Source organism: Leifsonia sp. 2TAF2 (assembly GCF_052115085.1).
GTDB lineage: Bacteria > Actinomycetota > Actinomycetes > Actinomycetales > Microbacteriaceae > Leifsonia.
In genome coordinates, this window is sequence record NZ_JBFRFY010000001.1 from 975,431 (window position 1) to 993,869 (window position 18,439).

Sequence of the window (18,439 nt, forward strand, 5' to 3'; positions counted from 1 at the left end):
AGGCTTATGGCGCCGGGCGCACGCCCCGAATGCTCGACAGCGGCAGCGTGCGCTCGATGTCGGCGGCGCGGTCACGTCCGCGCAGCCGTCCTCCTCCCACGCCTGTCGGCTCCAGCAGGTAGTCCACGACGCTGCCGTCCGGCATGCCGACCTCCACGATCACGGTCTGCCGCGCCTTCACGGCCGTGTCGAGTTGGCGCGCCAGCCAGCGCTCGCCCGTGTCCTCGTCCGCGTCGGCGTCCGCCTGCCGCAGCCGAGTCACCAGCTCCGCGTCGCGATCATCCGTCTCGGCTTCCCGGGGATGCGCCACGCGTTGCCGGCGGAGGGTCACCTCGCGGCCGTCCGCGTCCTCCGCGACCACCGGGTATCGCGCGTCGCTGAGCGCCCAGAACACGACATCCCGCGGGAACCGGCTCACCAGCTGCCCGTCGCCGCTCGGTGCCAGTCGCAGCGAACTGAGTGCCTGATCGACCTGGATGGTGCGGAGCAGCGTCGCATCCGACGACCGCACGGCGGCGCTCACGTTCTCACCGCTCGCGTCGTGCACGCGCACGCGCCCGTGCCGCTCTGCGGCGTCGGCGATCACGTACTCGAGCGGCTGGGGAAGCCCGGTGAGGGAGATCGCGGCCAGGAAGTCGCGGATGCCGTCCGCGGTCTCGCCCGCGGTGAGCGCGCGATCCACCGACGTCGCAGACAGGCGGAACGTCGAGGCGAGCGCACGTGACTCCACGTCGGCGAAGCCGCGGAGCCGCGACTCGATCTCCGGCGTCAACGGTCCGGGGGACACGATCGTGAGGTCGTGCTGCAGGTAGACCTTGTCGACCTCCGCGGGGAAGAGTGCCGTCATCGCGGCGGTCGCAGCGTCCGGGCCCTCCTCGACCAGCGCGCCGCCAGCGGAGGACGGCGCCTGGTGCGCCGTGATCCCGAGCCACTCGGCGAGCCGGGTGTGCGCATCCACCCGGCGCTGCGCCTCCTCGACGGCAGCGGGATGCAGCCACGCGACGTGTTCGCGGAGGCTGTCGCCCCAGGTGGCACGGCTGCGCAGCGCCAGGAGCATGCGGACGTCCGCGGGCAGGGCGTCGAGCCAGGCGGCCGCGAGGGCGCGCCAGCGGTTCGGCGTGGGGGAGTGCGACCAGCCGGATGCGCGCTCGGTGGGCAGCCACATCCCGTCCTCGACGGCGACGAGGCCCGCACGCTCGGCGGCCGACAGTGCGACCGGGACGAGGTCGGCGTCCACCGACAGCGCCTCGGCCAGCCGCTTGACGGCGGGGAGGGCGAGCCCGCCCTTCTGCAGGCGCCTGGCGCCCTCGCGGGCCAGCTCGGCGAGCAGCTCGGACACGGCCGTCACCGCTTCGAACGCCCGCTCGGCGGCCAGGCGGTCGGTGAAGCGCGTCTCCGTGTCGGGAACCGGAGCCAGCGCCGGCGGCGGGGGAGCGGTCAGCAGTTCGCGAGGCGAGGGCAGGCCCGCGGCCGGCCAGGATTCGAGGTGATCGGCGACGGCGACGTAGACGGCGCAATCCGCCGCGCCCGCTCCCTCGCCCGGATGGACGAGGAGCAGTCCGTCGAGCTCCTCCAGCGCGGCGTCGACGGCCTCGGCCGAGATTCCGGCGGTCGCCGGTTCCCCGTCGAGCAGTGCCGTCAGCTCCCGAGCCGGAAGCGCTGCGCCTGCGCGCCCCAGCACAACCAGCGCCGCTAGGCGGGTGCGGTCGAGCGGAGCGAGAGCGCGCTGCAGCGAGTCTGCGTCGAGCAGCGCGTCGGCGAGATCGAAGAAGTCCGCGACGCCCGTGCGGCGGTAGGAACGTCGGTGCAGAGAGGCGACGAGAACGGCGTCGTCCAGCTCCCGCAGTCGGGCTGCAAGAGCGAGTGTCGTCGTCATCGCGCGCGACCGGCCGTCGCCGCTAGCGCCGGCCCGGTCCGCCGCCGGACGCGCGGTTCGCGGCCCGGTTGCGGCGGGCGCTCACGATGATGAGCGCGATGATCAGCACGAAGGCGATCGGGAGGCCCACAAGCGGGAACAGGAACACGGCCGGCCACAGCCCCTGACCGGAGCCCTGGGCGGCGAATTGCCCCGCCGCGGTGCCTATCAGGATGGCTGCGATGCAGACCAGGGAAACGATGACGAGCGCGGCGACGATGTAGGCGAGGATGCGCTGGGGCCGCGATGCGGGCGGCGGGGTCTGCTGGGTCACGAAATCAAGGATAATTGGATACGCCCCATCCCCCATGCGAAGTGAGGTTCCCATGCCAACCGGCAAGGTCAAGTTCTACGACGAGGAGAAAGGCTTCGGCTTCATCAGCTCCGATGACGGCCAAGAAGTCTTCCTGCACGCCTCGGCCCTCCCGGCCGGCGCGGTCGTCAAGGCGGGAACCCGTCTCGAGTTCGGCATCGCCGACGGCAAGCGCGGTGCACAGGCGCTGTCGGTGCGCGTGCTGGAGGCTCCGCCGAGCCTGGTGAAGATGAAGCGCAAGTCGGCCGACGACATGGCGATCATCGTCGAAGACCTGGTGAAGCTCCTCGACGGCATCGGCGCGAACCTGCGCCGGGGCAAGTACCCCGACAAGGCGCACGGCGCGAAGATCGCGGCCGTGCTCCGCAAGGTCGCGGACGACCTGGATGCCTGAGCTGGGCGACGATTCCGCCGCCGAGGGCGAGGCAGTCGAGACCGAGGCGGTCGAGACCGAGGCCGTCGAGGTCGAGCTTGTCGCCGACCCCGAGTTGCTCGCGGCGCGGCCGCTTGCCCTCCAGGCGCTGACCGAGATCACACCGGCGAACACGATCGGCGAGCCTCTCGGTCACGTCGTCGAGGCGCCGGGCGTCGTCTCCCTGTTCTTCGCCAGCCGCATGTCCGGCTACCCGGACTGGCACTGGACCGTCACCGTCGGCCGCACCGACGACGACGAGCCCACCGTGCTCGAGGCGGAACTCATGCCCGGCGACGGCTCGCTGCTCGCGCCCGACTGGGTGCCGTGGTCGGAGCGCCTGGCCGACTACCAGGCCGCTCAGGAGGCGCTGGCCGCCGACGGGCCGCACGACGGGGACGAATCCGCCGAGTCGGACGATGACGACGATCGGGACGAGGACGACGAAGACGACGAGGATGCGTTCGACGACTCCGAGGACGACCGTGACGTTCACGACCTGCACGACGATGACGACCTCGACGGGGTCGACATCGACAGCGTGGATGTGGACTTCGACGAGGAGACCGACGTCGACAGCGATCTCGACCTGGAGGCCGAGGAGGCTGCGGCCCTCTCGGACGAGGACGACGACGACGATGACTCCGACGAGGATGTCGACGACGACGAAGAAGACAAAGACGACGGCGCCGCGTCAGCGACGACGGGTGACCGTGAGGTAGACGAGTCCGACGACGCCGAGGGCGAGTCCGACGACGATCGTCCACAGCCAGGTGCCGCCGCCGAGGCCGGTGCCGCCGGCGACGAGGATAACGACCAGGGCGATCACCCACAGCAGTAGACCGACCACGACGGCCCGCCGGTCATCCGTCTTCACGGGGACCGGGTCGGGCCGTCGTTCGTCGTCGCGGAGCCAGAGGCGCATGGCGCTCGTCAGCCCAGTCGCTCGACCACGTACTCGATGCAGCCGATCAGCGCCCGCACATCCGCCGGCTCGATGGCCGTGAAGGTGGCGACGCGGAGCTGGTTGCGGCCGAGCTTCCGGTACGGCTCGGTGTCGACGACGCCGTTCGCGCGGAGCGTCTTGGCGACGGCTGCCGCATCCACCCGGTCGTCGAAGTCGATCGTGACGACGACCTGGGAGCGATGTGCGGGGTCGGCGACGAACGGCGTCGCGTAGTCCACACCCTCGGCCCAGGTGTAGAGGGCCTGCGACGATTCGCGGGTGCGGGCGTCGGCCCAGGCGAGACCGCCGTTGCCGTTCATCCACTCGAGCTGGTTCTCCAGCAGCACCAGGGTGGAGATGGCCGGCGTGTTCAGGGTCTGGTTGAGGCGGGAGTTGTCGACCGCGTTCGCAAGGCTCAGGAACTCGGGGATGTAGCGGCCGCTGGATGCGATGCGCTCCACCCGCTCCAGGGCCGCGGGGGAGAAGAGGGCGAGCCAGAGGCCGCCGTCCGACGCGAAGTTCTTCTGCGGCGCGAAGTAGTAGACATCCGCTTCGCTGACATCGAGGTCGACGCCTCCGGCCGCGCTCGTCGCGTCGATCACCGTCAGCGCGCCCTCGTCGCCGTTCACGCGGCGGACCGGCGCCATGACGCCCGTCGAGGTCTCGTTGTGCGGCCAGGCGTACAGGTCGACGCCGGCGACGACCTCCACCTCGCTGCGGGATCCGCCGGGCGCCTCGATGACGTGCGGTGCGTCGAGCCACGGCGTCTGCGCCGCCTTGGCGAACTTCCCGCCGAACTCGCCGAAGACGAGGTTCTCGCTGCGCTTCTCGATCAGGCCGAACGCGGCCGCATCCCAGAACGCGGTGGAACCGCCGTTGCCGATGACGACCTCGTAGCCCTCGGGGAGCCGGAACAGCTCGCCGAGGCCCTCGCGCACGCGGCCCACCAGGTTCTTGACCGGAGCCTGGCGATGGGAGGTGCCCAGCAGCTCGGCGCCGGGGCCGGCGAGGTAGGCGACCTGCTCGGGCCGGACCTTGGAGGGTCCGCATCCGAATCGACCGTCGGCGGGCAGCAAGTCAGAGGGGATCGTGACGTCCGGCATAACTGAAGTGTATTGGCTGTTGCAGGAGGGGGACGGCCCGGGCACCGCATTCCGGTCGTGCCTGCCGACGCCTGTCAGCCGCACCAAGTAGTCTGATATCCGGCATTCGCGCGCCGTCATATGGAGGGGCCCATGACCGACCTGATCGACACCACCGAGATGTACCTTCGCACCATCCTCGAGCTGGAGGAGGACAACATCGTCCCCCTGCGTGCGCGCATCTCCGAGCGTCTGGGTCACTCCGGGCCGACGGTGTCGCAGACGGTGGGCCGCATGGAGCGCGACGGTCTCGTTGTCGTCTCCGGCGACCGCCACCTCGAGCTGACCGACGACGGCCGCCGCAAGGCCGTGCACGTGATGCGCAAGCACCGGCTGGCCGAGCGCCTGCTGAGCGATGTCATCGAGCTGGAGTGGGAGTACGTCCACGAAGAGGCGTGCCGCTGGGAGCACGTGATGAGCGAGCAGGTCGAGCGCAAGCTGCTGACGATGCTCGGTCACCCGACCGAGTCTCCGTACGGCAACCCCATCCCCGGGCTCGGAGAGCTGGGCGCCGTCGAGTCGTCCGTCTCCACCGAGAGCCTGATCAACCTCGTCGACGTCGTCCGCGGCAGCGATTCGGGGGTGACTGCCAGGATCCGTCGTCTCGGCGAGCCGGCCCAGATCGACCCCGAGCTGCTGCTCCAGCTCAAGCAGGCGGGTGTTTTTCCCGGCTCCACCGGCACTTTCTCTCCTGCCGGATCGTATGTCGCGGTGCAGATCGACGGGTTCGAATCGGGACTCGAACTGCCCAACGAGCTCGCCGCACACATCTTCGTCGACGCCTGAATCCCGTTACCGATTCGTTAAAAAGGGCTCAAAAAGTGTGACAAACCGCGCTCGGTCCCGTAGGGTCTAACAAGTCCTAACGGGTCAGAAGCCGGCCCATCAGGACCCCGGATCGAGACGCTCCACCCCCCTTACCCGTCTCTCGATCCGTGACGCCGAAGCCACTCGTCGGACGGGGGCAGTTCCCTAGTGCTGCCGGAGCGTTGGAGGTCATACCTTGGCAGACTCGAGCACGCCCGGTCCCACCCAGGACCGAACGAACCCGGTCCACAGTTCTTCCGCCGTCTCCCGTCGCGCCCAGCGCGCGGTGCGTGAGACCACCGCCGCGACCCGCCCGGCAGTGTCGCCGGCCCGCGCGACCACCGGCTCCACGCCCGCCCAGGCGAAGAAGAAGCGCAAGGGCGGCTGGATCCTCAACGCCGGAGTCATCACCGTCGCGGCCGGACTCGTCGCCACCATGTCCCTTCCCGCGTTCGCCTTCAACCCGGCCGACGCGAAGAGCGCGGGCTTCGGCCCGAGCGCAGCCGACTCCATGAAGAAGGCCCAGTCGCAGACCGTCGAGGTCGGCGGGGTCGCCGCCTCCGCTGTCAGCCGCGACGTCGCCTCTGCGACCACGCAGGAGCAGCTGGATGCGCAGAAGGCGGCCGTCGCCGCCGCTGCTGCCGCAGAAGCCGCCCGTCGCCAGGCCGCGATCGAGCTCACGACCTACGCCAGCAACTCCACCGGCCCCTCGGTGTCCGACTTCCTGGCCAACCCGCCGTACCCCAGCTTCAGCCTTCCGCAGGTGTTCTCGGTGGCCCAGCAGTACATCGGCACCCCGTACGTCTACGGCGGCGCGAGCCCCGCGGGCTTCGACTGCTCCGGCTACGTGATGTATGTGTACGCCCAGTTCGGGATCTCGCTCCCGCACTCGGTCTCCGGTCAGGCCGCCATGGGCAAGCGCATCTCGATCGCCGACGCGCAGCCGGGCGACCTGGTGATCATGCCGGGCCACGACGGTTTCTACGCCGGCAACGGCAACATCATGGATGCACCCGACACGGGCCGCTCCATCTCGATCCGCCCGATCTGGACGAGCGACTACTACATCGTCCGTCTGGGCATCTGAGCTCCGCCCCACAGCACCGGAAACGGCGCGCCCCGAATAGGTGGCGCGCCGTTTCTGGGTTACCCTGGCGTTCTGACGCTGCGCTGCGCAGCCGCAGAACTCGGAGGATCCGATGGCCGGAACACGTTCCGCCGGGCCGCTCAGTGCGACCGGGTGGGACGAGTGCGGCCTCCTGACGGGATCGAGCATGGTGCTCTCCCGCTGGGGCGACTTCCTCGCCTGCCGTCACCACGTCGAGGCCTGCCACCGCCACCATGTGGCCTGCCGCCACCATGCCGCCTCCTCCTTGGGCGCTGTCCGCACGGACAGTGCCCTTTTTGTTTCCCCGCGCATCTCGCGCATCCCGAACATCCCGAACACTCCCTTCACCCTTGCCCAGGAAGGTCGCAGATGAAGACTCTGGTCCTCAACGCCAGCTATGAGCCGCTCGGTGTCATCTCGACGCGGCGCGCCATCCTGCTGGTGCTCGGTGGGAAGGCGTCGACGATCGCTGAAAGCGGGGCGCAGCTGCACAGCCGCTCCCTGGTGCTGGATGCGCCGAGCGTCGTCCTGCTGAACCAGTTCATCAAGGTTCCGCACCGCCGCATCCCGCTGACCCGCAAGTCGGCGCTGGAACGGTACGGGCACGTGTGCGCGTACTGCGGCAAGTTCGGCGACACGCTGGACCACGTGGTTCCGCGTGCGCGTGGGGGCACGCACACCTGGGACAACGTGGTGATCGCCTGCTTCCGCTGCAACAACGTGAAGTCGGACCGCCTGCTGAGCGAGCTGGGCTGGAAGCTGCCGTTCGAGCTGAAGGAGCCGCACCTGAACATGGCGTCCCTGATCAGCATGCGCTGGAACGACCCGAGCTGGGAGGAGTTCACCGAGCCCTGGCGTCGTCACGAGCTGCAGCTGGCCGGTTGATTCTTAACGGCCGAAGCGGGAGGTCCTGTCGGAACCTCCCGTTCGGCGGCCGGGCGTCGGCCGCGTTGGCGCCCGGTCAGCCTGCGGTGATCTTGCGGCGGTAGATGGTCATCGCGAACGCGTAGGCGATGACGAGGATGCCGACCAGCCAGGCGAGCGCGATCCAGATGTCGCCTCCGACGGGCTGCTGCTCGAACAGTGCGCGGATGGTGTTGACGATGGAGGTGACCGGCTGGTTCTCGGCGAACCAGGCCACCGGCCCGGGCATGGAGTCCGTCGGGACGAACGCCGAGCTGATGAAGGGCAGGAAGATCAGCGGGTAGCTGAACGCGCTGGCCCCGTCCACCGTCTTCGCCGAGAGCCCCGCGATGACCGCCAGCCAGGTCAGCGCCAGCGTGAACAGGATGAGGATGCCGGCGACGGCGAGCCACGCGGCGACCGACGCCCCCGTGCGGAACCCCATGATGAGCGCGACGCCGACCACGATCGCCATCGAGACGATGTTGGCCACCAGAGAGGTCAGCACATGCCCCCAGAGCACGCTCGACCGGGCGATCGGCATCGACTGGAACCGCTCGAAGATGCCGCCCTGCAGGTCCAGGAACAGCCGGTACGAGGTGTACGCGACGCCCGAGGCGATCGTGATGAGCAGGATGCCCGGCAGCAGGTAGTTGACGTACGAGCCGCTGGCGCCGGTGTTGATGGCGCCGCCGAGGACGTACACGAAGAGCAGCATCAGGGCGATCGGCGTGACCGCGGTGGTGATGATCGTGTCGGGGCTCCGCAGAATGTGGCGGAGCGAGCGGCCGGTGAGGACACCGGTGTCCGCGAGAACGTGGGTGGTCATCGTCCTTCCTTCCGTGTGGGGACGGCGTCCGCGGCGCGGTCGTGGTCGGTGTTGTCTGTCGCGGCTGTCTCGCCGGTCTCGCCGGTCTCGCCGACCAGCGCGAGGAACACTTCCTCGAGCGTCGGCTGCTTCTCGACGTATTCGACCTTCGCCGCCGGCAGCAGCCGCTTGAGCTCGGCGAGGGTGCCGTTCTGGATGATCGTCCCCTTGTGGAGGATGGCGATGCGGTCGGCGAGCTGCTCGGCCTCATCCAGGTACTGCGTGGTGAGGAGCACCGTGGTGCCCTGCCCGGCGAGGCGTTTGACCGTCTCCCAGACCTCGATGCGCGCCTGCGGGTCGAGCCCGGTGGTCGGCTCGTCGAGGAAGATGATCGGCGGGTTGCCGATCAGGCTCATCGCGATGTCGAGCCGGCGCCGCATCCCGCCGGAGTAGGTGGCCGCCTTGCGCTTGCCGGCATCCGTGAGCGAGAACCGGGCGAGCAGCTCGTCGGCGACCTCGCCCGGGTTCTTCAGGTGGCGAAGCTTCGCGACCAGGATGAGGTTCTCGCGTCCGGTGAGCACCTCATCCACTGCGGCGAACTGCCCCGTGAGGCTGATCTGTGCGCGCACGTCGGCGGGCTTCTCGCCCACGTCGACGCCGCGAACGGTGGCGGTTCCCGAGTCTGCGCGAAGCAGGGTCGAGAGGATGCGGACCAGCGTCGTCTTGCCGGCCCCGTTGGAGCCGAGCAGGGCGAAGATGGTGCCCGCCTGCACGTCGAAGTCCACTCCGCGGAGCACCTCGAGGTCTTTGAACGACTTGTGGATGCCGCTGACGCTGATTGCCGTGTCTGTCATCGCTCCTGCTCCTTCTCCGCCTCCTGGACCGCCTTGTTGAGGCGTGCCCGCTCTTTGTCGATCCACTTGGTGCCGCCGTACGACTCGGTGAACGTCTCGGCGAACTCGACCGGGTCTGCACCCACGATGTCGCTGACCGGCGTCCCGTCGACCGCAGCGCGCTCGACCAGGTCGGCGAAATCGGTCAGCATCGTGACGAGCGTGTCGCCGTCGGTGATGCCGCCGTTGTACATGAAGTACCGCTCGAACGCCTTCGCGGCGCCGCGGTACGGCTCCGGCAGGGCCTGCACGCGGGCCTTGTACTGCTTGTACTGCTTCTTCTGTTCCAGAGATCCGGTGAGGGTCTCGATCCACTTCGCGGCCATGATGTTTAGTTCCCTTCGCGGAGCTGTCCGATACGTTCTGCGAGGAAGCTCCACGTCCTCCAGAACTCTTCGAGGTAGTCACGACCCCGGGCGTTGAGCGAGTACACCTTGCGCGGCGGACCCTTCTCGGATGGAACCTTCTCGACATCGACGAGCCCGCGCTGTTCGACCCGGACGAGGAGGGCGTAGATCGTGCCCTCCGCGATGTCGGCGAACCCCTGGTCGCGTAGCCATGCGGTGATCTCGTACCCGTACGCCGGCTGGCGTGACAGGACGGCAAGCACGATGCCCTCAAGCGTCCCCTTGAGCATCTCGGTCTCTTGCTTGCCCATGGGAACCTCCTCACTAGTCAGTGTTGCTGATTACCGGTACATAGTAAGCATGAGTACCGGTAGATAGCAAGACTGAATAGTGGAGTTTTTTCTGGGCGCGGGATGGCGTTCGCTAGACTCGGGGGGCCAGCCTCTGTAGCTCAATGGAAGAGCAGTTCCGTCCTAAGGAAACGGTTGGGGGTTCGAGTCCCTCCAGGGGCACCTTTCTAGTGCAACGGAATTGCTGGTCAGGGCTGTTTTTTCGGGAAATCGGAACTCTCCGATTCGATTTTGCCCACAATTTGCCCACAGCAATGCCCGAAAAGCTCCAACAGACTCTGAGCGTGTGGTTGTGGTTCGCGCCCCAGCAGCTCGGCGCTCGCTCGCCTTCGTAGCTCGAAGCTCAGAGCCTGGGTCGACGGACTCGACCAGGTCACCCATGAGCGTCGCGGCCAGAGTCCAGCTTGTCGCCACGGGGCGGACGCTGCGGGTCTGCCACAGTCGAGGTATCCGTTGTGCAGGCAGAAGGAAAAGCCCGCCCGCCCATGTGCCAAAATACGAATGTCGTCCTCCCCGCGAAGGAGCCATTGTGTCGATCTACCCGGAGGCCGCAGCAGCCGACCGTCGTTTGTCCTTGCTGCAGGTACTGATGTCGGTGGTGATCGCGGGTGTGGCCAGTGCGTTGGTGGTCCTGGCGTTCTCGCCGTACAGCGCGGCGACGGCCGCGTTCTCCGCGCCGCTGTATGCCGTGGTCGCGGGCGGGTACAGCGTGTTCCCCTTCCTCGCGCGGCGGGTGCTGGGCTTCCGATGGGCGGCGACAGCGGCCGGGGTGGTCGCTGGGATGCTCTCCGTGCCGATCAGCCCGGTCGGGGTGCTGATCGTGGTGCCGTTCTTTGCCGGGGGAGCCGCCTACGATGCCACGATCTGGGCGCTCGCCCGCTTCGGCCGTGACGGCCGCTCGCCGGAAGGGGTGTTCGTCGCCGCTGCGGCGGTCTCGGCCCTCGTGCTGTTCCTTGTCTCGATGCCGGTGCTGACGAACCGGGGTTGGCTGTTCCTCCTCGCGGTGCTCGGCGGAAGGCTGGTCGGGCAGGTGGCCGCGTCGACGCTGGCCGGGCTGGCAGCACGCGTGGCGCTGCGCCGCGGGCCGGCCGCCCGGGCGGGTTCGCGGCGGTGAGCGATCGGGAGGGCGCGGCTACCGCGGACGAAGCGTCGGAGGACTCGAGGGAAGACGCGTTCGGTGCGCTCCGCACCGCCATTGAGGCGGCCGACTGGCCGGCGGTGACGGACGCCGTGCGTAGCGGATGGTTCATGCTGGTCACCGACGAGAACAGTGACACCACCCGGGCACTGCTCGAGCGGGTGCCGGCACACGTGCTCCGCGCGGATCCGCTGATCGCGACGGAACTCGGGATCGTCCTCAACAAGCTCCGGTTTCACCGTCTGCGCGCCATCCGCTACTTCGTCATGGCCGTGCGCGCCGCCCGGTCGACCCAGGCCTCTGACCTGCTCCCGGTGGACCGCGTGCTCATCCGGGCGGCGGAGTCGGGCGCGCTCCGTCTGCTCGGCCGAACGGCGGCATCCGTTCCGGCGGCACGGGCCGCACGCGAACAGCTCGAGCGGCTGAGCGACGAGGAGCGCGCCCTCATCGCGGACGTGCCCCGCATCTACGCGGTCATCGGTGTCTCGCTCTATTACGGCGGGTTTCCGGAAGAGGCACTGGATGCGGCCGCGCACGGGCTGGCCGAGGCGCCCACGACGCCGCCGTCGACGGGGATGGGCGCACTCGCCCTGCTCGCCGGCGTGCACGCCCTGCGCGGGGACATTCCCTACGCGCTGGAACACATTCACTACGCGCGGACTGGTCCGTGGACGGACCTGCAGCGGAGCATGTACTCGGGAGTGTTCTACCGGATCGCCGAGGCGGTGGTAGCGCTCGAACGGTTCGACGCCGACCGGGCGCGCGCCGAGCTCGGCTCTCTGATCCACGGCCGTCACGGCACGGAGCACTGGGTGACCGTCGCCCAGGTCCGGGCACTCACCGAGCTGGTCGCCGGAAACCCGGGCACCGGCCTGGCCGAGCTCGACGCGTCCGTGGCCGAGCACGGCCTCGGCGGCAGATCCCCGCGCGTTTACGCCGCGCTCGCGCCGATCCGCTCGCAGCTCCAGCTCGCGCTCGGCAACCCGGACGCGGCCGCGGCGATCGTGAAGCGGGAGATCGCCGGGGGACCGGTCGGCCACCTGGAGCGGGCCCGCGTCGCCCTGGCCCTGGGGCAGAACGGGAGCGCGCTGACCGAGCTCCGGTCGATCACCGCCGAGCACCTGTCGAGCCGGCAGGTGGCCGACGCCGCCGCGATCGAGGCGGCCGTACTCCTCCGGATCTCACCGACGCCTCGGCGCGACGGCGTCATCGAACGGCTGGGCACCCTCCTGCAGCGGACCGGGCAGCGGCTCGCCGTCGCACTCCTCCCACCGCAGGACCGGCAACGCGTGGCCGAGGCGCTGGACGCCGCTGGCTACGGGGCGATCACAGCCGAGCTTCCTGACCGCTACCTCCTTCCCGACGTCGAGCCCCGCCTCCTGCTCACCGCGCGCGAGCTGGCGGTGCTGGAGCAGGTGATGCACAACCGCACGATCCCCGAGATCGCGACTACGCTCGTCGTCTCCGCCAACACGGTCAAGACGCAGCTGCGGAGCATCTATCGCAAACTCGGCGTCTCCGACCGGGAGGATGCGGTCGCCGTCGCGCTGGAGCGGCATCTGCTCGTCGCGGAGGACTGACCGGACGGGCGAAGCCACGTCGACGCCACGACGCCACCCCCGGACGGGGGAGGGGTGATCGGCTGGTGAAAAACGCCGTCTGAGCGCGCAGCCGCCGATAGCGTGCGAGCGAGGGCAGCGCTGTGTGCTGGCCCGTGAGAGGGAGTCAGATGCACACGCGCTCACGCGCTGCCCGGCTGATCGCTGCCGGAGTCGCCGTTCTCGGCCTCATCATCGGAGGGACGGCCGTCGCCGCCCCTGCGTACGCTGTCGATTCGATCTCGGTCTCGCCGGCCTCGACGACCGCCGCCAGCAACGTGCTGACGACCTACACACTCACGTACTCCTGCAGCACCTCCGGCAACTGCCTCAACGCGGCGGTGACGATCCCCACGAACACGGTCACCGGAAACGGATCCAACACGGACTTCTCCTCGTGGGTGGCAGCGGGCACGTGCCCGGCGCTGACGAAGTCGGCGGGCCAGGTCGTCTTCACGCTCGGCACGGTCCAGACCGGCACCCACTCGTGCAACTTCACCGTCCGCGCTCCGAACAAGACGACGCTCAACGGGGCGAAGGCGACGATCACGCCGACCTTCACCAGCAGCGGGGGGTCGGCGACCGCTCCGTCGCCCGCTGTCCTCACCCTGACGGCCGGCCACAACGACAGCATGGGCGCCGGAGTCAACCCGTCGAGCGTCCTCAGCGGCGCCGCCACGACCCTCAGCTTCAGCTTCGGGTGCGGTTCCAGCCAGACCAGCCCCGCCGGCGACCTCGGGCTGTCCGCCCTGAACATCACCGACGTGCTGCCCGCGAACTTCACCTTCGCAGGCGTCTCGACAGCGCCGGCCGCGCTCCCGGGGACCCTGACCGTGCCGGCCGTCGGCAGCTCGGGTGGGTCGATCACCTACACGGGCGACGGATCGGAGTGCCTGAACCCGACGAACAACCGCATCGTGTTCACGGTGCAGGGCACCGCATCCACCAACGGGGTGCCGGACGCGGTCGGCACGAAGGTGTGCCACACGGCGAGCGCGAGCTTCACCTACATCGACGGCGTCGCCGCCACGGCGACCTCGACGCCGGCATCACCGTGCGCCACGGTCATCGACATCGACTGGACGACGAACAAGGTCGTCACGCCGAAGACCATGGTCAACCGGGGCCAGTACACGGCGCTCGACGGCAGCACCCCGACGCTCTACACTTTCCCCGGCGATTGGGATGGCGGGAGCACCACGACCTACGACCTCACCGTCAACACGAAGCCGGCGACGGCCGGTTCGGGCCTCAGCTACGACCTGAAGGATCCGCTGCCGTGCATCGACAACGTCTCGGGAGCGAAGTACCAGAGCAACGCGCCCGGCGCCGTCTGCGCGAATCCGGCCTACATTCCGCGGGTCGTGACGGTCAGCGGCTTCACCCCCGCAGCGGGCGCGACCATCACCCTGCTCATGTCCGACGGGACCACCCGCACCGTGGCGTACGTGGCCGGGACCGGCTGGACGCTTCCCACCTCGCCCGCGGTCTCGGAGATCGACATCCCGCCCTTCACGCAGGAGGGCTCCAACACCTTCGCGGTCATCACCTTCCACATCACGGGGTACGCCTCGCCGGCCGCCATTCCCGGCCACATCCTCACCAACACGACGGCCGTCAACGCGTACCTGTCGGGCACCTCCACCCCGATCAAGACGGCGCAAGGGCAGTCGGCGAGCATCCTCGTCGCCGACCCGACCGCGAACGGCGACGGCGCACTGACGTTCGCGACGTTCAGCACCGCGTACAGCGGAGGCTGCGTGGAGCGAGTGCAGCCGACCGGCAGCGGGATGGAGATCACCCAGGCTCCGTCGAAGGCCATCTACCTGGACTACCTGGCGCCGGCGGGCGTAGGCGCGATCACCGTTCCCGCGCTCTCCTTCACCCTGACCGGCGGGAACGGCAAGACGTTCACCGCTGCAGGTGTCGTGCCGACGAGGCAGGTCACCGACTACAACGGCACGGGCCGCACCCTGATCGAGTGGACCATTCCGGCGGGTCTGGCGACGGTGCCCGGGTTCTACACCCTCGGCATGACCGGATTCGACGTGAATCTCGGTGCGGGATGCGCCGGGACGTTCCAGAACGCGATGACCATCGGCTACGGGACGGCCATCCCGGGCTGCGCCGTCTCCGGGGTCAATCAGACGCCGCCGCTGGCGCCCGCCGGCGACCCGGCGCTGAACACCAACGGCTCCCCGGTCGCGGGCAACTATTGCGGGGCATCCGCGCCGTTGAAGGTCACGGCCACGAACCCGGGCTTCAGCGTCGACAAGAAGGTGCAGGGCAACCTGGACCCGACGCCGATCGGCTCCGGAGGCACCGGTCATGTGAGCGCCGCCGGCGGTACCGCCGCCTACACGATCTCCTTCACTAACACCGGACAGTCGACCTTGGCGAACCCGGTCATGTACGACCTGCTTCCACGGGTCGGCGACACCAGAGCCACGTCCACGGCGCCACGCAACTCGCAGTTCCCGGTCACGCTGGCCGCGATCGGGACGCTGCCCGCCAACCTCGCGGTCGCGTACTCGCAGGCCACGAATCCCTGCCGTCCCGAGGTGCTCACCTCCAACCCGGGATGCGTCGACGACTGGTCGCCGGCACCGCCGTCCCCGCCCTCGAAGACGACGGCGCTGCGGTTCACGTACACAGGAAACGTGCTCGTCTCGACCGGGTTCACAGCGACCTACACGGTCAGCACGCCGCCGTCCGCGGCGGGGAACGTCGCCTGGAACAGCATCGGCACCAACGTCACCGCCGGCGACGCCCTCCTCGGTGCCGCCGAGTCGTCACTGACCGGTCTGCAGGCGCAGAGCGCGCAGCCGGCGATCACGAAGACCGCCGACCGGGCGACGGTGGATGCGGTGGGCCAGCCGATCGTGTACACGTTCACCGTCACCAACAACACGGCTGTGACCCTGAGCAACGTGCGGGTCGCCGACGCGCTTGTGGACTCGGCGGCGTCCAGCGTCGCACCCACGGCGAGCTGCGCATCCCTCACCGCCCCCGCTGCGCCGTGCTCCGGTGCGGTGACCTCCCTGGCGGCGGGTCAGTCGGCGACGTTCACGGCGACGTACATCACGACGCAGGCGGACCTCGACCACGGACGGATCGCCGACCAGGCAACCGCAACCGCCGACCCGCCCACAGGTCCGGGCCTCAGCAACAGCAGCGGCGTCGTAATCGTCACCGCGACCCAGAACGGCGCGCTCAGCCTTACCAAGGCCGCAACCCCTGGGACGGTGGATGCTGTCGGCGATGAAGTGGACTACACGTTCCAGATCACGAACACGGGCAATGTCACGCTGCACGGGGTCGGCGTCGACGAGACATCGTTCAGCGGCTCCGGATCCCTGTCGACGATCAGCTGCCCTCCGGATGCGTTGGCTCCCAGTCAGTCCGTGGAGTGCACGGCCAGCTACCCCGTCACGCAGGCCGACCTGACGGCGGGCTCGATCGTGAACACGGCGGAGGCGGCCGCGCTCGACCCGTCCGGCGCCTCGGTGACCTCCGCCGACTCCAGCGCCTCTGTGACGGTGGACCAGGTGGCGGGCCTAACCGTCGTGAAGTCCGCGACGCCGTCGGAGGCGGCCGCGTACAACGCCGGGCAGGTCATCACCTACTCCTACGTCGTCTCCAACACAGGCAACGTGCCGGTCACCGGGATCACCGTCGACGAGGTCGCCTTCACGGGCTCCGGCGCGCTGACAGCGATCAGCTGCCCGGCGACATCGCTCCCTCCGGCGAGCCAGTTCACCTGCACCGCGACGTACACGCTCACTCAGGCAGATGTGGACTCCGGCTCGCTGATCAACACGGCGCACGCGTCCGGTACCGCGCCCTCCGGTCCGGTCGTCTCGGGCGACTCTACGGTGACGACACCGCAGACACCCCTCGCACGGCTGACGCTGACGAAGACCGCGGACACGGGTTTCGTGAACGCTGCCGGCGACGCCATCACGTACACGTTCGCCGTTGTCAACAGCGGCAATGTGACCGCCCACGGCGTCCACGTGGAGGAGACCGCCTTCTCGGGATCGGGAGGCGAACCGGCGATCACATGCCCGACGAGCATCCTCGTGCCGGGTCAGCGGGTCGACTGCACCGCCACCTACACGGTGACGGCGGCGGACATGAACGCCGGGTCCATCGTCAATACGGCCCGCGCCGTCGGTAGCGACCCGACCGACGCCGAGATGGCATCGGCCCTCTCGACCGCGACGGTCACGGCGAACGCCGCGCCGGCCCTCACGCTGGTGAAGTCGGCCGATGTCGCAACTTACGACACGGTCGGCGATCCGATCGGGTTCTCGTTCCTCATCACGAACACCGGCAACATCACCCTCACCGGAGTCGGCGTGATCGAAGACGCGTTCAGCGGCACCGGCCGGCTCGGCGACATCCTGTGCCCGACGACCGAGCTGGCAGCGGGCGAGAGCGTGACCTGCACCGCGGAATACGCGGCGACCCAGGTGGACCTCGACCGCGGTAGCGTCGACAACACGGCCACCGCGCTCGCGCAGGGGCCCGACGGCGCACCGGTCCTGTCCGACCCGTCGACCGTCGCCGTAGCTGCCACCCAGTCGCCCTCGCTCGCGCTGCAGAAGACCGCGTCCCCGGGGACCGTGGATGCCGCCGGCGACGCCGTAAAGTACACGTTCCACTTCACGAACACCGGCAACACGACCCTTTCGGGCGTCACGATCGCGGAGACCGCGTTCTCGGGAACGGGAGTGCTCACAGCGCCCGACTGCGGCGCCGGTCCACTCGCTCCTGGAGCCGACCGCACCTGCACGATCACCTACAATGTGACGCAGGCCGACGTGGACGCGGGCACGCTGACAAACACAGCCGTCGCCTCCGCGGGGGCTGTGAACTCCGCACCGGCGACCGCGACGGTGACGATCGACCGCACTCCGGCGCTCTCTCTCGTGAAGTCGGCGCAGCCGGCCGCACCGGCGGACTTCCGGGCCGGTCAGACGATCACCTACTCGTTCGTGATCACCAACACCGGCAATGTGACCATTACCGGAGCCGGAGTGCAGGAGGGCACCTTCAGCGGATCCGGGCCCCTTTCCGCACCGACGTGCCCGAGCACTGGTCCGCTGGCGCCCGGGGCACAACTGGTGTGCTCCACTATCTACACCGTCACGCAGGCCGATATCGATGCCGGCTCGGTGGCGAACAGTGCCACCGCCACCGGAACCGGACCAAGCGGAGTCACCCCGCCGACCTCACCGGTGTCGACGGTGACCGTGCCCGAGCCCGCGAAGCCGGGCTTGGCCCTGTCGAAGACGACGGACGTGCTGCACATCACGGCCGCGGGCCAGCAAGTGCCGTACACCTTCACAGTCACGAACACGGGCAACACCACCGCCTCCGGGATCTCGGTCATCGAGGGCGACTTCACCGGACATGGCCCGAAACCGGTCGCGACGTGCGCGACCGGGGAACTCCTTCCCGGCCAGACGATCACCTGCACCGCCACCTACACCGTGGTGAGCGCCGACCTCGACGGGACCGCCCTGTCCAACACGGCCACCGCCACCGCCGGCACGCCCGGCGGCGGCCGGGTCGGCTCAGGCCCGTCGAGCGCGCGCATCGACCATGTCGCGGCGACGGCGGACCCGGCCGGTCTGGCCTCGACCGGGAGCATCATCGGATGGGGACTCGGTCTCGCTGGTGTGGGGCTGCTGCTGTCTGGGATCCTGCTGATCGTGCTTCGGCGACGGCGACGGCGGGGGCTGAGCGTCTGA

The 18,439-nt window shown here is 69.2% G+C and carries 16 protein-coding genes, 1 tRNA gene and 1 pseudogene; 10 read left to right on the forward strand and 8 right to left on the reverse strand.

Translation table 11 applies throughout. The annotated features are described in order from the left end of the window. Positions 1–4: 4 nt before the first annotated feature. Complete coding sequence (locus AB4Z18_RS04745; RefSeq protein ID WP_441781543.1) at positions 5–1,876, reverse strand: helicase-associated domain-containing protein; 1,872 nt, start codon at positions 1,874–1,876, stop codon at positions 5–7. A gap of 22 nt (positions 1,877–1,898) precedes the next feature. Beyond that, on the reverse strand, positions 1,899–2,189 hold the full coding sequence (locus AB4Z18_RS04750) for a hypothetical protein (protein WP_441781544.1): 291 nt from the start codon (positions 2,187–2,189) through the stop codon (positions 1,899–1,901). A 52-nt stretch (positions 2,190–2,241) separates the two neighbouring features. On the opposite strand from AB4Z18_RS04750, the gene AB4Z18_RS04755 reads away from it, so the two are divergent. Both AB4Z18_RS04755 and AB4Z18_RS04760 read left to right on the forward strand, forming a co-directional pair. Next, positions 2,242–2,622, forward strand: a complete 381-nt coding sequence (locus AB4Z18_RS04755) for a cold-shock protein (RefSeq protein ID WP_018191747.1) — start codon at positions 2,242–2,244, stop codon at positions 2,620–2,622. Beyond that, entirely contained in the window at positions 2,615–3,481 is an 867-nt protein-coding gene (locus AB4Z18_RS04760) for a DUF3027 domain-containing protein (protein ID WP_441781545.1), read from the forward strand. Before AB4Z18_RS04755 ends, AB4Z18_RS04760 begins: the two co-directional genes overlap by 8 nt. Here the strand turns inward: AB4Z18_RS04760 and AB4Z18_RS04765 are convergent. Both AB4Z18_RS04765 and serC read right to left on the reverse strand, forming a co-directional pair. Beyond that, positions 3,401–3,565: pseudogene (locus AB4Z18_RS04765) on the reverse strand (DUF2530 domain-containing protein); the annotation flags it as partial. The gene AB4Z18_RS04760 and the pseudogene AB4Z18_RS04765 sit on opposite strands and share 81 nt — an antisense overlap. Positions 3,566–3,573: 8 nt before the next feature. Then, positions 3,574–4,689 carry a phosphoserine transaminase gene (gene serC / locus AB4Z18_RS04770; RefSeq protein ID WP_441781546.1) on the reverse strand — a complete coding sequence of 372 codons (1,116 nt, stop codon included), beginning with the start codon at positions 4,687–4,689 and terminating at the stop codon, positions 3,574–3,576. Between the two features lie 132 nt (positions 4,690–4,821). Here serC and AB4Z18_RS04775 point away from each other — a divergent pair, with 132 nt between their 5' ends. The 4 genes from AB4Z18_RS04775 (at position 4,822) to AB4Z18_RS04790 (ending at position 7,528) form a co-directional block, all read left to right on the forward strand. Then, the gene (locus AB4Z18_RS04775) at positions 4,822–5,514 is read left to right on the forward strand and encodes a metal-dependent transcriptional regulator (protein ID WP_441781547.1); all 693 of its coding nucleotides are present in this window, start codon (positions 4,822–4,824) and stop codon (positions 5,512–5,514) included. Positions 5,515–5,731: 217 nt separating this feature from the next. Further along, on the forward strand, positions 5,732–6,622 hold the full coding sequence (locus tag AB4Z18_RS04780) for a C40 family peptidase (RefSeq protein WP_441781548.1): 891 nt from the start codon (positions 5,732–5,734) through the stop codon (positions 6,620–6,622). 112 nt (positions 6,623–6,734) lie between these two features. Further along, complete coding sequence (locus AB4Z18_RS04785; protein ID WP_441781549.1) at positions 6,735–7,016, forward strand: hypothetical protein; 282 nt, start codon at positions 6,735–6,737, stop codon at positions 7,014–7,016. Next, positions 7,013–7,528 (forward strand): HNH endonuclease, encoded by a 516-nt coding sequence (locus AB4Z18_RS04790; RefSeq protein ID WP_441781550.1) that lies wholly within the window; start codon positions 7,013–7,015, stop codon positions 7,526–7,528. The genes AB4Z18_RS04785 and AB4Z18_RS04790 overlap by 4 nt, the downstream gene beginning before the upstream one ends. Before the next feature lie 76 nt (positions 7,529–7,604). Here AB4Z18_RS04790 and AB4Z18_RS04795 read toward each other — a convergent pair whose 3' ends face one another. The 4 genes from AB4Z18_RS04795 to AB4Z18_RS04810 are packed head-to-tail and all read right to left on the reverse strand — an operon-like array spanning position 7,605 to position 9,905. Continuing rightward, positions 7,605–8,375 (reverse strand): ABC transporter permease, encoded by a 771-nt coding sequence (locus AB4Z18_RS04795; protein ID WP_441781551.1) that lies wholly within the window; start codon positions 8,373–8,375, stop codon positions 7,605–7,607. Beyond that, on the reverse strand, positions 8,372–9,208 hold the full coding sequence (locus tag AB4Z18_RS04800) for an ABC transporter ATP-binding protein (RefSeq protein WP_441781552.1): 837 nt from the start codon (positions 9,206–9,208) through the stop codon (positions 8,372–8,374). The genes AB4Z18_RS04795 and AB4Z18_RS04800 overlap by 4 nt, the downstream gene beginning before the upstream one ends. Then, positions 9,205–9,573: a DUF1048 domain-containing protein gene (locus tag AB4Z18_RS04805; RefSeq protein WP_441781553.1), complete on the reverse strand. Its 369-nt coding sequence runs from the start codon at positions 9,571–9,573 to the stop codon at positions 9,205–9,207. The genes AB4Z18_RS04800 and AB4Z18_RS04805 overlap by 4 nt, the downstream gene beginning before the upstream one ends. A gap of 5 nt (positions 9,574–9,578) precedes the next feature. Then, positions 9,579–9,905: a PadR family transcriptional regulator gene (locus tag AB4Z18_RS04810; protein WP_441781554.1), complete on the reverse strand. Its 327-nt coding sequence runs from the start codon at positions 9,903–9,905 to the stop codon at positions 9,579–9,581. Between the two features lie 129 nt (positions 9,906–10,034). On the opposite strand from AB4Z18_RS04810, the gene AB4Z18_RS04815 reads away from it, so the two are divergent. The 4 genes from AB4Z18_RS04815 to AB4Z18_RS04830 all read left to right on the forward strand — a co-directional run bounded on the left by AB4Z18_RS04815 (position 10,035) and on the right by AB4Z18_RS04830 (position 18,439). Further along, a tRNA-Arg gene (locus AB4Z18_RS04815) sits at positions 10,035–10,106 on the forward strand. Between the two features lie 367 nt (positions 10,107–10,473). Further along, positions 10,474–11,058, forward strand: a complete 585-nt coding sequence (locus tag AB4Z18_RS04820) for a hypothetical protein (protein ID WP_441781555.1) — start codon at positions 10,474–10,476, stop codon at positions 11,056–11,058. Further along, positions 11,055–12,662, forward strand: coding sequence for a response regulator transcription factor (locus AB4Z18_RS04825; RefSeq protein WP_441781556.1), 1,608 nt, complete (start codon positions 11,055–11,057; stop codon positions 12,660–12,662). The genes AB4Z18_RS04820 and AB4Z18_RS04825 overlap by 4 nt, the downstream gene beginning before the upstream one ends. Positions 12,663–12,811: 149 nt before the next feature. Then, a complete protein-coding gene (locus tag AB4Z18_RS04830; protein ID WP_441781557.1) occupies positions 12,812–18,439 on the forward strand; it encodes a DUF7507 domain-containing protein in 5,628 nt (1,875 codons plus the stop codon).

Excerpts from the sequence above, each read along its gene's own strand:
- serC (WP_441781546.1), bottom strand. The coding sequence starts at position 4,689 with ATGCCGGACGTCACGATCCCCTCTGACTTGCTGCCCGCCGACGGTCGA.
- AB4Z18_RS04830 (WP_441781557.1), top strand. The coding sequence starts at position 12,812 with ATGCACACGCGCTCACGCGCTGCCCGGCTGATCGCTGCCGGAGTCGCC.
- AB4Z18_RS04775 (WP_441781547.1), top strand. The coding sequence starts at position 4,822 with ATGACCGACCTGATCGACACCACCGAGATGTACCTTCGCACCATCCTC.
- AB4Z18_RS04745 (WP_441781543.1), bottom strand. The coding sequence starts at position 1,876 with ATGACGACGACACTCGCTCTTGCAGCCCGACTGCGGGAGCTGGACGAC.
- AB4Z18_RS04785 (WP_441781549.1), top strand. The coding sequence starts at position 6,735 with ATGGCCGGAACACGTTCCGCCGGGCCGCTCAGTGCGACCGGGTGGGAC.
- AB4Z18_RS04795 (WP_441781551.1), bottom strand. The coding sequence starts at position 8,375 with ATGACCACCCACGTTCTCGCGGACACCGGTGTCCTCACCGGCCGCTCG.
- AB4Z18_RS04800 (WP_441781552.1), bottom strand. The coding sequence starts at position 9,208 with ATGACAGACACGGCAATCAGCGTCAGCGGCATCCACAAGTCGTTCAAA.
- AB4Z18_RS04810 (WP_441781554.1), bottom strand. The coding sequence starts at position 9,905 with ATGGGCAAGCAAGAGACCGAGATGCTCAAGGGGACGCTTGAGGGCATC.
- AB4Z18_RS04755 (WP_018191747.1), top strand. The coding sequence starts at position 2,242 with ATGCCAACCGGCAAGGTCAAGTTCTACGACGAGGAGAAAGGCTTCGGC.
- AB4Z18_RS04790 (WP_441781550.1), top strand. The coding sequence starts at position 7,013 with ATGAAGACTCTGGTCCTCAACGCCAGCTATGAGCCGCTCGGTGTCATC.
- AB4Z18_RS04760 (WP_441781545.1), top strand. The coding sequence starts at position 2,615 with ATGCCTGAGCTGGGCGACGATTCCGCCGCCGAGGGCGAGGCAGTCGAG.
- AB4Z18_RS04805 (WP_441781553.1), bottom strand. The coding sequence starts at position 9,573 with ATGGCCGCGAAGTGGATCGAGACCCTCACCGGATCTCTGGAACAGAAG.